Genomic DNA, 13,699 nt, shown 5'->3' on the forward strand with positions numbered 1-13,699 from the left:
ATGAAAAAAATCAGTGTTCAAACGGGAGGAAAACTCTACCTTGCGGGAGAATATGCCATATTAACTCCCGGGCAGACCGCTATCATCAAAAATATCCCCATTTACATGACAGCTCAAGTGAGAGAAGCGAATCAGCTACAACTCAAGTCAGACATGTTTGATTATGCTGTTGATATGTCAGCTGATAAGGGCTATGCCTTGATCCAAGAGAGTGTCCAAACCTTTGCCCTTTTTCTCGGAAAAACAGTAGAAGCCTTAGCTCCTTTTGAACTATCGATATCAGGAAAGTTGGAAAAAAATGGTAAGAAATTTGGTATTGGATCAAGTGGTAGTGTGACAGTTCTTACCATTAAGGCTTTAGCTACATTTTTTGATACCCCGCTCACCAAAGACCAGATTTTCAAGCTAGCTGCCTATACCCTCCTTAAGCTTGGAGATAACGGCTCTATGGGGGACATTGCTTGTATCGCTTATAACGACTTAGTCGCCTATACCTCCTTTGATCGTGAGACTATTTCGGACTTGATTTTGGAGAAATCCTTAACAGAACTTTTAGCAATGGATTGGGGTTATGAGATTGTTACCATAGTGCCCCAACTAAAAGCAGAGTTTTTAGTGGGTTGGACAGCTCAGCCAACTCTCTCAAGTCAGATGATTAAAGATTTAAAAAGTCATCTATCAGTCAACTTCTCATCCCAGACACAAAAGCAAGTTTTAGCTTTAAAAAGTGCCTTACAAGCAGGTGATAGAGATACTTTGGTACGCTCACTAGAAACGGTTAGTGATTTGTTAGTATCACTCAGCCCAGCTATTTATACGGATAAATTAAAGACCCTTAAAGAAGCAGCTGAAGGACTAGAAGTGGTTGCTAAATCATCTGGTGCTGGCGGTGGTGATTGTGGCATAGCTATTTCCCTTAATCCAGCTCATACGACTCTCTTAAAACAAAGGTGGAAAGACGCTGGGATTGATCTCTTGTATCAAGAAAGTTGGTCAACATGTCAGATTTAGTATTAATAAAACCAAATACAGATGCTTTAGAGACAATAGCGGCCTATAAAAACGAATTTTTAGAAGCCAAAGAACATCTTTATGGCGGTGCTCACTTGGCGGATTATGATGATTTGGAAGCTTGGATCGAACATACAAAAGCTATTGAGACTGAAGTTGGTGTCAAAGAAGGACGCGCGCCCTCGTCAACCTTTCTATGCATTCGTCAATTCGATCAAAAAATGGTTGGTATTTGCAATATTAGGCACCATTTACAGCAGGCATTTTTGATAAACTTTGCTGGTCATATTGGCTATTCCATTTGTCCGAGCGAGAGGCGACAAGGATATGCCAAAGAGCAGCTCAGACTTGCTTTGATAGAAGCCGAGAAACTAGGTATCACTAAAGCTTTGGTGACTTGTGATCATCAGAATATAGCTTCAGAAAAAACCATCTTAGCCAATGGTGGGATTTATGACAATATTTATGTAGACCCAGAAGACCATTCACAAACGAAACGCTTCTGGATAGAGGTAATCGATGGAAACAAACCGTAAAGATGATCATATTAAATACGCTCTGAAATACCAATCGCCCTACAATAGCTTTGATGATATGGAATTAGTTCATCGCTCTCTGCCTGATTATGACTTGGCTGATATTGATTTATCAACCCAGTTTTTAGGCATGGACTTTGATTTTCCTTTTTACATCAACGCCATGACTGGTGGTAGTCAAAAAGGTGGTGACATCAACCAAAAACTGGCAGCATTAGCTGAGGAGACAGGGATTATCATGGTCACTGGCTCCTATTCAGCAGCTTTGAAGGATCCAACAGACACCAGTTTTCAAGTCAAAGAAAATCATCCCAAGCTAACTCTAGCTACCAATATTGGGATTGATAAAGACTATCAACTTGGCTTGAGAGCTGTTGAAGAGATGCAGCCTGCTTTTCTCCAAGTTCACGTTAATCTCATGCAAGAACTTCTTATGCCAGAAGGGGAAAGAGAGTTCCGCTCGTGGAAGGAAAACTTAGCTAATTACGCCAAGTATATGCCAGTACCCATCATGTTAAAAGAAGTTGGGTTTGGTCTGGACTTAAGATCTATGGAAATAGCCTATGATCTGGGTGTTAGAGCTTTTGATATTTCAGGCCGTGGTGGGACGAGTTTTGCTTATATTGAAAATGAGCGTGGTGGTGACCGTTCTTACCTAAACGAGTGGGGCCAAACGACTGTCCAAGCGCTTTTAAATGCCCAACCAATGATAGCAAAAGCAGATGTTTTAGCTTCAGGCGGCGTTCGCCATCCTCTTGATATGATTAAATGCCTAGTTCTGGGTGCTAAGGCAGTTGGCTTATCGAAAACAGCTCTCGCTTTGGTTGAAGATAAGACCATGGATGAGGCGATTGCAACTGTCAATGGTTGGAAAGATGACCTCCGTCTTATCATGTGTGCTCTTAATTGCCAAAGAATATCTGATTTGACCAAAGTTGATTACATGCTTTCTGGTAAATTAAATCACCTCACAAAAGCAGACGTTCAAAAAAAGAAGCTAGGCAAGTAAGCCTAACTTCTTTTTGCATTTCTTAAGCTGTTTAGCAAACTTTCGGCAGTTGTTAAATTCATGTGTTTTTCGTTCAAGAGTTTCTGAACTAGTGGGCCAACTTCAGCTTCCCTTGCTCCAGCAAGGAGCGCTAGAGATTTAGCCTGTAATTTCATATGCCCTGCCTGGATACCAGTTGATGTCAAGGCTTTTAGAGCTGCAAAATTTTGCGCTAAACCAAGTGAGACAATTAAACCAGCTAACTCTTTTGCATCAGGATTGCCAAGTAAGTCATGTGCAACTTGAACGGTCGGATTTAGCCCGATAGAGCCACCACGTGTTGCTATTGGCATCGGTAGGGTCATCTGTCCATGAACGGTAGCAGTAGCTTCATCATAGCTCCACTGGCTGAGACCTCTGTATTGACCATTTCGACTGGCATAGGTGTGAGCTCCAGCTTCGATGGCCCGCCAGTCATTTCCAGTCGCCATTACCAAAGCATCAATACCGTTGAAAATGCCTTTGTTGTGGGTGCTAGCTCGGTAGGAATCGACTTGAGCTAGTTGACTTGCCATGACGAGTTTCTTAGCAAGATGATGCGCCTCTTCTTTATTACGGCTAAGAATGGAAATGTTGATGGTACACTCAGCAGTGACCAAGCTCTCAGTCGCATAGTTGGATAAGATAGCCATCAAGGTCTGGCCTTTACTCAACTTTTCTAGGGATGGCGTAAGAGCCTCCATCATGGTATTAACCATATTGGCACCCATAGCTTCTTTGGTATCGACTGAAACATAAACAATGAGAAAGTCTTCTTTCTGTTCAATCCATAAATCACGAGCTCCACCGCCACGTTTGACGATAGACGGATGGGCTTGATTAGCAAGCTCCAATAAAAAGGATTTTTGCGTCATGATATGAGTAGAAGCTTTTTCAAAATCTGTTACATCAAATAGAGCAACCTGTCCAATCATTTGGCGACTATGAACAGTCGTTTTAAAACCACCAGAGTGTTTGATCAGTTTTGCAGCAAAACTAGCAGCGGCTACCACAGATGGCTCTTCTGTCACCATGGGTAGCTGATAGGATTTTCCATTGACTAAGAAATCCGGAGCGATGGCAAAGGGTAAAGCAAGTTCTGTCACGATATTTTCTGCCATTTGATTAGCAATTTCTAGAGGTAAGGAAACTTGATTTTCCAGGATGTCTTGACTTTCCGAGTCAAGTAGACCAAATGTTTTGATGAGTTCAATGCGTTCTTGTGGGCTCTTTTTAGCAAAGCCAGTCCATTTTAACTTAGTCATGTTCATTTCTCACATAGATACGTTGATGATTTTGAATACTTTTTAAGGCGTAATCCCCTGTAGCATAAGTGTCAAAGCTTGCACTGCCATCTTCAGTCAAGTCAGCTTCTTCATAAAACAGTTTCTCGTAGTCTCCGATACTAAGAGCGCGACGTTTTTCCAAGTCAGCCATACGATCGCTACGGAGCATGCCTTTAAAACCGTCAACCAGCTGAAGGGAGAAAATTTCAGAAACGGCACCAGAACCATAAGAGAAGAGGCCTATTTTATCACCAGCTTTAAGCGTTTGGCTGTTTTCAAGAAGTGATAGTAGACCAAGATATAGGGAGCCGGTATAGATATTACCTACTTGGCGACTGTATTGAATAGAAAGGTCAAAGTTATCAGTCAGCTGGTTCTTGGCTTGGTTATCCATATCTTTAGGCATAATTTTGTTAAGCCCCTTTAAGGCTAACTTAGGGTATGGCAGATGGAAACAGAAAGCGGCGAAGTCAGATAGTTCGGCTTCATGACGTTTTTGATATTCAGCCCAAGTTGTTTTTAAACTATCCAAATACTGTTTGGTCGAGTAAATACCATCAACGAAGGGAGTCGTTGAATAGTTTGGTCGCCAGAAATCATAGATATCACGGGTTTGAGCAACGTTATCATCTAAAAAGGTTGCAATACGAGGATTTGACGTGACTAGCATGGCAACGGCTCCAGCCCCTTGAGTGGATTCACCTGCAGACTCAATGCCGTATTTAGCGATGTCACTGGCAATCACTAGAACCTTGCTTTCTGGATTTTTTTCGACGTGTAATTTGGCGTAGTTTAAACCAGCAGTTCCTGCATAACAAGCTTCTTTCATCTCGATAGAACGAGCAAAGGGTTGAATGTCCAGTAGGTGGTGAACGTACACGCTAGCAGCTTTAGATTGATCTATTCCAGACTCAGTCGCTATGATCACCATGTCTATGTTTGCTTTATCATCTTCTGTTAAAATCTCTTGAGCTGCAGAAGCAGCCATAGTCACGATATCTTCAGTAATCGGTGTAATGCTCAAGGCATCAAGCATCAAGCCGGTAGTGTATTTTTCAATTTTTTGCCCGCGAGCTTGGGCTAATTCTTCTAAATTAAGAACATATTGACTGGTTGCAAAACCAATCTTATCAATTCCGATGGTCATCATAACCTTCCTTTATTATTGTTAATAAATTTTTTCAGTAATTAAATTGTAACATAAAATGAGAGATTGATTGTCATTTTGATATATTATTTGATAGATCAAAGCAAGTATCATCTTTAAAAACTATCTTTTCTAGTGGAAAAAAAGTGGAAATTTCGATAAAATAAATTAGTTATAGAAAAAATAAAAGAGGTGACTAAGCCCATGACTAAAGCAGATGATATTTTTAAGGCTAATATTAAGCGCATCTTAGACGAAGGTGTCATGTCTGAACAGGCACGTCCAAAGTATAAGGATGGTCGGACAGCAAATTCTAGGTATGTGACAGGATCATTTGCAGAGTATGATTTAGCCAAGGGAGAGTTTCCTATCACAACTTTACGACCAATTCCGATAAAATCTGCTATCAAGGAAGTTCTCTGGATTTACCAAGACCAGTCCAATAGTTTGGATGTTTTAGAAGACAAATACAATGTTCATTATTGGAATGATTGGGAAGTGGATGGCAGTCGAACGATTGGTCAGCGTTATGGTGCTGTCGTCAAGAAACATGATATCATTGCTAAAATTTTGAAACAGTTGGAAGAAAATCCATGGAACCGTCGTAATGTTATTTCGCTTTGGGATTATGAAGCTTTTGAAGAAACTGGTGGCTTACTACCGTGCGCGTTTCAAACCATGTTTGACGTTCGTCAAGTAGATGGTGATATCTATTTGGATGCTACCTTGACCCAACGTTCTAACGATATGTTAGTGGCTCACCATATCAATGCCATGCAGTATGTAGCCCTTCAAATGATGATTGCAAAACACTTTGGCTGGAAGATTGGTAAATTCTTTTATTTCATTAACAATCTTCATATCTATGATAATCAGTTTGAACAGGCTAATGAGCTATTGAATCGTGAGGCAAGTGATTGTCAGCCACGGTTGGTTCTTAACGTTCCTGAGAAAACGAATTTCTTTGATATTAAAGCCGAGGATTTTTCTTTGGTGGATTACGATCCGGTCAAACCACAGTTGAGTTTTGATTTGGCTATCTAGCGATTTTATCTCAGCATTTTTGCTTAAAAATTGCTAGAATAATGAGAGATATTAAAAAGTAGGAAGCAAATGAGCAAAGAGATTATTGCCATCTGGGCAGAGGATAAAAATCACTTAATTGGTTGCAAAGACAGCCTGCCATGGCGTCTACCAAAAGAATTAAATCACTTTAAAGAAACGACGATGGGGCAAGTCTTATTAATGGGGAGAGTCACTTTTGAAGGGATGAATAGACGAGTTCTCCCAGGTAGACAAACCATCGTCTTAACGAGAGATAGCGATTATGAGGCCGAGGGAGTTCTTGTTCTGCATACAAAAGAAGAAGTGCTCGATTGGTTCGCTAGTCAAGAAAAAACCTTATATATTGTTGGCGGTGCTCGTATTTATCAGAGCTTTTTAGATGTAGCCAACACCCTACTAAAAACAGAAGTTGATGGTGTTTTTGAAGGAGATACTTATTTCCCTGAATACCCAGAGTCAGATTTTGAACTTGTTTCCGAATCTTTCTTTGAAAAAGATGACAAAAATGCCTACGACTTTACGGTTAAAAAATTGATTAGAAAGGCGAAATAAGCCATGCAACGTAGTTTATTTGGTGTTTTTACTGCATGCCTAGCCATTATTTGTTTTTTGTGTGCTTTACCAGCATTCAAAAAAAATCGATACGGCTTAGGGATTATCCTTTTATTAAATGCTTTCACAAATCTAGTCAATACGATTCACGCCTTTTACGGCACACTATTTTAGGAGATAAGAAAAAATCATGGTTGGAAATCGAACAAATGATACAATGGTTCATTGCTCTTTCTGTGGCAAGAACCAAGATGAGGTTAAAAAAATTATTGCAGGTAATGGAGTGTTTATCTGTGATGAATGTGTAGCTTTATCACAAGAAATTATTAAAGAAGAGTTGGCTGAAGAAGTTTTAGCTGATTTGACAGATGTCCCAAAACCAAAAGAGTTATTGGATATTTTAAACCAATATGTAGTTGGTCAAGATCGCGCCAAACGTGCTTTAGCCGTTGCTGTTTATAATCATTACAAGCGCATTAGTTTTACAGAAAGTCGTGACGAAGAAGATGTTGTTCTTCAAAAATCAAATATTTTGATGATTGGACCGACAGGATCAGGAAAAACTTTCCTCGCTCAGACTTTGGCTAAAAGTCTCAATGTGCCATTTGCAATTGCGGATGCGACATCATTGACTGAGGCAGGCTATGTGGGAGAAGACGTTGAGAATATCCTTTTAAAACTCATTCAAGCAGCAGATTATAATGTTGAGCGTGCCGAACGTGGCATTATCTATGTCGATGAAATCGATAAAATTGCTAAAAAAGGGGAAAATGTATCTATCACGCGTGACGTTTCCGGTGAAGGGGTACAACAGGCGCTTCTTAAAATTATTGAAGGGACAGTTGCTAGTGTGCCACCACAAGGTGGGCGTAAACATCCTAGTCAAGAGATGATTCAAATTGACACTAAGAATATCTTATTTATTGTTGGTGGTGCTTTTGATGGAATTGAGGAAATCGTTAAACAACGTCTTGGGGAAAAAATCATTGGCTTTGGTCAAAATAATAAGAAAGTTTCAGATGACTCTTCATACATGCAAGAAATCATTGCTGAAGATATTCAAAAATTTGGACTTATTCCGGAATTTATCGGTCGCTTGCCTGTGACAGCAGCACTTGAGCAGCTGACTGTTGATGATTTAATCATGATTTTGACAGAGCCTAAGAATGCTCTTGTTCGACAATATGAAACGCTTCTTTCTTATGACAATGTAGAGTTAGACTTTGATAGAGCCGCTTTAGAATCAATTGCGGCAAAGGCTATTGAACGTAAAACAGGTGCGCGTGGTTTACGTTCAATTATCGAAGAAACAATGATGGATATTATGTTTGAAGTACCAAGTCAAGAAAATGTTAAGCGTGTTCGTATCACCAAAGAAGCAGTAGATGGTACTGGCCAGCCAATTTTAGAAACGGCTTAGGAGGACTACCATGGCTGAAGAACAGGTATTAAATACCCATAATGCCTCAATCCTTTTGAGTGCAGCCAATAAATCGCATTACCCACAGGATGATCTACCAGAGGTGGCATTGGCTGGTCGTTCAAATGTGGGAAAATCTAGCTTTATCAATACTCTTTTAGGGCGTAAAAATTTAGCTCGTACATCAGGAAAACCAGGGAAAACCCAACTGCTCAATTTTTTTAATATTGATGATAAGTTACGTTTTGTTGATGTCCCAGGATATGGCTATGCTAAAGTCTCAAAAAAGGAGCGCGCTAAATGGGGCAAAATGATTGAAGAGTATTTGGTTACCCGTGATAACTTGAGAGTAGTTGTTAGTCTGGTTGACTTGCGTCATGAGCCTTCTCAGGATGATATTCAGATGTATGAATTTCTCAAATACTATGAAATTCCCGTTATTGTCGTTGCTACCAAAGCAGATAAGATTCCTCGAGGGAAGTGGAATAAACACGAATCTGCTATCAAAAAGAAATTGAATTTTGATCAGAATGATGCCTTTATCGTCTTTTCATCTGTAACACGTGAAGGTTTGGATACTTCATGGGATACGATTTTAGATTACCTTTAGGAGAATTATGTTGATTGTATTAGCTGGAACTATCGGAGCTGGGAAAAGCTCTCTTGCCAAGGCTCTAGGAGAACATCTGGGAACAGATGTTTTTTATGAGTCAGTTGAAAATAACCCTGTTTTAGATTTGTACTACGAAAATCCAAAACAATATGCCTTTTTATTACAGATTTACTTTTTAAACAAACGATTTGAGTCAATCAAGGCCGCTTATAAAGATGATAACAATGTGCTTGACCGTTCTATCTTCGAAGACGAGCTCTTTTTAACCTTGAACTACAAGCAAGGGAATGTGACCAAGACAGAGTTAGACATCTATAAAGAACTACTTAATAACATGATGGAAGAGTTGGATGGCATGCCTAAAAAACGGCCAGATCTATTAATTTACATTGATGTGACTTTTGATAAAATGCTAGAGCGCATCGAAAAACGTGGTCGTTCCTTTGAACAAATCGATGGGAATCCTGATTTACACAGCTATTATCAGCTAGTTCACGCAGAATACCCTCAATGGTATGACAATTATGATTTTTCGCCTAAGATGCGTATTTTAGGGGACGAGTTGGACTTCGTCAATTCTGAAAAGGATTTGCAGACTGTTCTTGCTATGATTGATGAACAGTTAGCAGTTTTAGATCTACAGAAAAAGTAGGAGAAGTAGGGGAAGCTACTTTTTTTGAAAAAAATAATAGTTTAGACTTGTCAAAGGTTAATAATCATGATATTATAAATAAGGTTTTGAAATGAAACTGACCTAAGACAGCAGGGGAGTACAACTCATAAACATCCTGCCGAGGCACAAAACGTAACGAATATTTTGTAACGTATTGTACTTTCGTGTCTAGGTTTAGGTGCGATTTTTTTGTGCCTATCCCAAAAAATAAAAACGGAGGTAAAACTACTAATGAGTGAAGCAATTATTGCTAAAAAAGCTGAACAAGTCTCAGTTGTTGCTGAGAAAATGAAAGCTGCTGCATCTATCGTGGTTGTAGATTCACGTGGACTTACAGTTGATCAAGATACTGTACTTCGTCGTAATCTTCGTGAAAGTGGTGTTGAGTTTAAAGTTATCAAAAACTCAATCTTGTCACGTGCCGCTGAAGAAGCAGGACTTTCAGATCTTAAAGAACTTTTTGTTGGGCCATCAGCAGTAGCATTCTCAAACGAAGATGTTATCGCACCAGCTAAAGTTATCAGCGAATTCGCTAAAGACGCAGAAGCTCTTGAAATCAAAGGTGGTGTTGTTGATGGTAAATTCACAACTGTGGAAGAAGTCAACGCTCTTGCATCACTTCCAAACAAAGAGGGTATGCTTTCTATGCTCCTTTCTGTTCTTCAAGCGCCAGTTCGCAACGTTGCATACGCTGTCAAAGCTGTTGCAGAAAAAGACGAAGACGGTGCTGCATAAGCATCTCTCCGCAACTCGTAGCCTAAGGTTACAAACATACTATATTACATAATCTATATTTGGAGGAAATTACAATGGCATTGAACATTGAAAACATTATTGCTGAAATCAAAGAAGCTACTATTCTTGAACTTAACGATCTTGTAAAAGCGATCGAAGAAGAATTTGGTGTAACTGCTGCTGCTCCTGTAGCTGCTGCAGCTGCTGGTGGTGCTGACGCAGGTGCTGCTAAAGATTCATTCGACGTTGAATTGACTTCTGCTGGCGACAAAAAAGTTGGCGTTATCAAAGTTGTTCGTGAAATCACAGGCGAAGGTCTTAAAGAAGCTAAAGCTATCGTTGATGGCGCACCATCAGTTATCAAAGAAGGTGCTTCAGAAGCAGAAGCTAACGAAATCAAAGAAAAACTTGAAGCAGCAGGTGCTTCAGTTACTCTTAAATAATCATTCTGATAGTTTAATCGCTTAGAAAGATTATCAAACCACTATTCTTAGGAATAGTGGTTTTTTTAATTGATAAATAGGATACAGGAGAATTGAAGTCACAAATTTGGTGAGTATAATACGATGAAAAATATTTGTAGAGATGCTGGCACTGATTTTAATGATATATTTTTAGGGAAAGGAGGTCATTATGACCCAGCCACTTATTTTTATGAAGAAAGAGCTGAGCAATATTGAAAAGATAATAAGATTTTCATAGATATTTGTTTGAAGTCTAATGTTATGTTTGTTACAATGAAAGTATTCTGAGAATATTTTTTGTTATAAGGAGAAGTTATGAAAAAGTTCTTGTTAGTAATGCTAGTGATAGGAGGGTTGATGATGGTAGGATGTGATAGAAAAAATAGCCGCTCGTGGCTTGAGAATAAGTTTGGAAATGAATTGAGTCGGGTTTACCCAACTGAAAACTTGGAAGACTTATTTGAAGAATTTCCTGATGGGTTTGGAATTAATCAGACACTTATTAGAAATAATCATTTTGTAGAGATAGAGTTGTATGGAGATGAAAGCGATAATTCTATTTCGGGTAGCTTAGTGATGAAAGATTTGTCAACTCCTTCTGAAAAAATTATTGCTGATATTCCTCTACGTTATGAAAGAAATAGTTTTACTCTTTCTGGTGTAGAGCTCGCTAAAGAATATTGGGATTTTGATGGATTTCTATTTCAGAAATTAAAAGTTAATAGCTCTCTCCTTTCTGAAATGAAGTTAAAAGATAAGAGCTATAATTTCCAGAATGGTGATATGCGAACGATCTATCAATTGAATAATTCAGAGATTGAAGAATATCTAAAGATATCTAATAGTAAAAAGTATAATTTAGGATTTGGTGGTAGTGATAGCAATAGAGGGTATTATTACACTATTTTTATTGAAAATCAAAATGATGCCAATGAATTTTATTTTAGTGAACGTGTTTTAGATGCAAATAACTAGGGGTAGATTATGAGTAGAGTTACTGAGACTGGAAGTGAAATTCCAACACTGGACGCATCAAATTTATCGTATCAATTTGAGAGAGTTAATATTGATTATCCTGAAATTAAGTCAGTATCAGCCAGACTCTCTAGAATTAATGAAAGTAAAGCGATACCTAAGAACTTAGCTTATTTGGACGATTTCTATGATAAAAAGACAGGAACAAGTGGTACTGCTTTTGAGGTAAATGGTACGAAAGAGGTTATTGTAGCTTATACTGGTACAAATCCAGAAGGAGATTTTTTTAGAGATGCAGGCACTGATTTTAATGATATATTTTTAGGAAAAGGAGGTCATTATGACCCAGCAACTCATTTTTATGAAGAAATAGCTGAGCAGTATGGAAAAGATAATATTACACTGACCGGTCACTCTTTAGGTGGTAATATAGCGCAGCGGGTTGCGCTTAAATACGATGTGCCTAATACAGTTATCTATAATGCGGCACCGCTTTATATTCCAATGACGACAAATTGGCATTATATAAAACAATTTCAACAACAAGTTGAGATTGGTCAGTCTGATTTAGGTGCTATTCATAAGAATATTTCTAGTATCGAATCAGATATGAAAAAGTTCACTGGTAAGGTGATTCGTATCACAACAATGAAAGATTTTTTGAATCCAGGTGCAGATAGTGTCGAAGGTATCTATATTGGTAAAGAATACTTTATCGCTGGATCAGGTGATCATGGCCTTGATGCTATCATTAATGATGAGAAACAAATCAGTCAGCTTGAGGCTCTGTTTTCACTACAGGGAGGTATTCTTGAAAATATCAAGCTAAAGATGTCTGTGATAGCTACTCTTCAAACGACTTTATCTGTCGGGGGAACGTCTCAGTCTGAGATGATTTATTTAGACGGTGTTCAAGCAAAAGCAGTGGCTAAGGGATTAGTGACAGCAGCTGAAAATGGAGATGAACTTGTAAAAGCTTCTGCTGAGGCAGCGATCGAAGAAGCTGAATCTCTCTATAAAACTTGTCAAGTAGCGCCATCATGGGCATCATTGTTAAGCGATGCAGAAGCTGAACAAGCTTATCACGACGGTGGAGCAACCAGAGATGCTATGGTTACTAATGTCAAGGAGTTATTTGAGAAAAAGACACAAGTCTCAGGAGAGTTGGTTGAGATCTTTACAGGATTGGTATCGTCTATAAATGAGGGGATTTCAGAATTAGAGGGACAAGACAGTGAGTTGGCGGGATTAATAAGGACTTATGGATAGATTTGATGAGATACAAAAAACGTTAAATGACTTATATCTTGAACAAGAACAGTTAGAAGACGCTTATTGGCGAGAACAAAAGGACATTGATACCAAAGAAAATGATGTTAATGGTTTTTATCATCACTTAAAAAATCAGCTAGAGTTACAATTTGAAGAGGTACGTTCTGACTTTCAAGTTGATGAGGATGCTGTAAATGATGGAGATACTTTTTTAACTTTAAATAATCATTTTGAAATAATATTCGACTTAAATCATCGTAAATTTCGCAGCAGTCTTGATCAAATTGAAACGTTGAGAGAAGAGTGTGAAAAAAAGTACCGACAAAAATCGCGTGATCTGGATGAGGCCATTAATCACACAATTTGTAAAAGAAGACAATTGGATAGTGAGTAGAAAGTGGGTTAATAAGTTATGGGAGTTTGGGAGACTATTGAAGGTTATCTATCAGATGGCTATGATGCGGCAGTGAAAGGTATTGAGGGTGGCACTGATGCTAGTATAAAGATCTTAAAAGAAAGTCTGAAGCAACTCGTCAAATTAGACGCTGGGCGTAAGCTAAAAAAGAAAAATAAGATTGTTAAGACTTATAAAGAGGTTATCAAAGAAGATGGAGCTGCTACAAAGACGGCAATTATGTCTATTTCTAACCAGTTAAATACCAATATTAAAGGTCAATTTTCAAAGAGCATTACTGAAACAGTATCAGAAAAAGCAGATGGCTATGATAACTTATAAGACATTGTCAACTCTGCTAGGACTGCTATGGGAACTTTATTTAATAGAAGCAGGTGATGTCTTATTTAAGATGCCTAATCTTGTTATTTTAAAATTTTATGTTAGAGAAGGCTTTAAAGATTTTCAGAAACCTATTATTTAGAGAAGCTTTTTCATCACTTTGTTTTCTTATTCAGCTAGTGTTAGA

16 protein-coding genes and 1 other annotated feature are annotated in these 13,699 nt (G+C 38.4%); of the genes, 14 read left to right on the forward strand and 2 right to left on the reverse strand.

Translation table 11 applies throughout. The annotated features are described in order from the left end of the window. Genes C0J00_RS03775 through fni form a run of 3 tightly spaced genes read left to right on the forward strand, consistent with a single transcriptional unit; the run spans window position 1 to window position 2,556 of the window. A complete protein-coding gene (locus C0J00_RS03775) occupies window positions 1-1,011 on the forward strand; it encodes a phosphomevalonate kinase (RefSeq protein ID WP_104967631.1) in 1,011 nt (336 codons plus the stop codon). Next, a complete protein-coding gene (locus tag C0J00_RS03780; protein WP_104967632.1) occupies window positions 999-1,547 on the forward strand; it encodes a GNAT family N-acetyltransferase in 549 nt (182 codons plus the stop codon). The genes C0J00_RS03775 and C0J00_RS03780 overlap by 13 nt, the downstream gene beginning before the upstream one ends. Continuing rightward, a complete protein-coding gene (fni, locus tag C0J00_RS03785) occupies window positions 1,531-2,556 on the forward strand; it encodes a type 2 isopentenyl-diphosphate Delta-isomerase (RefSeq protein ID WP_104967633.1) in 1,026 nt (341 codons plus the stop codon). The genes C0J00_RS03780 and fni overlap by 17 nt, the downstream gene beginning before the upstream one ends. Before the next feature lie 2 nt (window positions 2,557-2,558). Here fni and C0J00_RS03790 read toward each other — a convergent pair whose 3' ends face one another. Further along, window positions 2,559-3,839 carry a hydroxymethylglutaryl-CoA reductase, degradative gene (locus C0J00_RS03790; RefSeq protein WP_104967634.1) on the reverse strand — a complete coding sequence of 427 codons (1,281 nt, stop codon included), beginning with the start codon at window positions 3,837-3,839 and terminating at the stop codon, window positions 2,559-2,561. After that, window positions 3,832-5,007 (reverse strand): hydroxymethylglutaryl-CoA synthase, encoded by a 1,176-nt coding sequence (locus tag C0J00_RS03795; protein ID WP_104967635.1) that lies wholly within the window; start codon window positions 5,005-5,007, stop codon window positions 3,832-3,834. Before C0J00_RS03795 ends, C0J00_RS03790 begins: the two co-directional genes overlap by 8 nt. 204 nt (window positions 5,008-5,211) lie before the next feature. Between C0J00_RS03795 and C0J00_RS03800 the strand changes: the two genes are divergently transcribed. The 11 genes from C0J00_RS03800 to C0J00_RS03860 all read left to right on the forward strand — a co-directional run bounded on the left by C0J00_RS03800 (window position 5,212) and on the right by C0J00_RS03860 (window position 13,512). Then, window positions 5,212-6,051 carry a thymidylate synthase gene (locus tag C0J00_RS03800; protein ID WP_104967636.1) on the forward strand — a complete coding sequence of 280 codons (840 nt, stop codon included), beginning with the start codon at window positions 5,212-5,214 and terminating at the stop codon, window positions 6,049-6,051. 69 nt (window positions 6,052-6,120) lie between these two features. Further along, window positions 6,121-6,624, forward strand: a complete 504-nt coding sequence (locus tag C0J00_RS03805; RefSeq protein ID WP_104967637.1) for a dihydrofolate reductase — start codon at window positions 6,121-6,123, stop codon at window positions 6,622-6,624. A 190-nt stretch (window positions 6,625-6,814) separates the two neighbouring features. Next, a complete protein-coding gene (clpX, locus tag C0J00_RS03815) occupies window positions 6,815-8,044 on the forward strand; it encodes an ATP-dependent Clp protease ATP-binding subunit ClpX (RefSeq protein ID WP_104967639.1) in 1,230 nt (409 codons plus the stop codon). A 10-nt stretch (window positions 8,045-8,054) separates the two neighbouring features. Further along, window positions 8,055-8,654, forward strand: coding sequence for a ribosome biogenesis GTP-binding protein YihA/YsxC (yihA, locus tag C0J00_RS03820; protein ID WP_104967640.1), 600 nt, complete (start codon window positions 8,055-8,057; stop codon window positions 8,652-8,654). Between the two features lie 7 nt (window positions 8,655-8,661). Next, complete coding sequence (locus C0J00_RS03825; protein WP_104967641.1) at window positions 8,662-9,309, forward strand: deoxynucleoside kinase; 648 nt, start codon at window positions 8,662-8,664, stop codon at window positions 9,307-9,309. An 83-nt stretch (window positions 9,310-9,392) separates the two neighbouring features. After that, window positions 9,393-9,529 (forward strand) — a sequence feature (ribosomal protein L10 leader region). A gap of 32 nt (window positions 9,530-9,561) precedes the next feature. Next, window positions 9,562-10,065, forward strand: a complete 504-nt coding sequence (rplJ, locus tag C0J00_RS03835; RefSeq protein ID WP_104968827.1) for a 50S ribosomal protein L10 — start codon at window positions 9,562-9,564, stop codon at window positions 10,063-10,065. Between the two features lie 74 nt (window positions 10,066-10,139). Beyond that, window positions 10,140-10,508, forward strand: a complete 369-nt coding sequence (gene rplL, locus C0J00_RS03840) for a 50S ribosomal protein L7/L12 (protein ID WP_018379545.1) — start codon at window positions 10,140-10,142, stop codon at window positions 10,506-10,508. 336 nt (window positions 10,509-10,844) lie between these two features. Then, entirely contained in the window at window positions 10,845-11,504 is a 660-nt protein-coding gene (locus C0J00_RS03845) for a hypothetical protein (RefSeq protein ID WP_104967642.1), read from the forward strand. Window positions 11,505-11,513: 9 nt separating this feature from the next. Then, complete coding sequence (locus C0J00_RS03850) at window positions 11,514-12,773, forward strand: alpha/beta hydrolase (protein ID WP_104967643.1); 1,260 nt, start codon at window positions 11,514-11,516, stop codon at window positions 12,771-12,773. Further along, window positions 12,766-13,170 (forward strand): hypothetical protein, encoded by a 405-nt coding sequence (locus C0J00_RS03855; RefSeq protein ID WP_104967644.1) that lies wholly within the window; start codon window positions 12,766-12,768, stop codon window positions 13,168-13,170. The genes C0J00_RS03850 and C0J00_RS03855 overlap by 8 nt, the downstream gene beginning before the upstream one ends. 18 nt (window positions 13,171-13,188) lie before the next feature. After that, window positions 13,189-13,512, forward strand: coding sequence for a hypothetical protein (locus C0J00_RS03860; RefSeq protein ID WP_104967645.1), 324 nt, complete (start codon window positions 13,189-13,191; stop codon window positions 13,510-13,512). Window positions 13,513-13,699: the final 187 nt, after the last annotated feature.

Origin of the sequence: Streptococcus pluranimalium (assembly GCF_002953735.1) — a bacterium.
GTDB lineage: Bacteria > Bacillota > Bacilli > Lactobacillales > Streptococcaceae > Streptococcus > Streptococcus pluranimalium.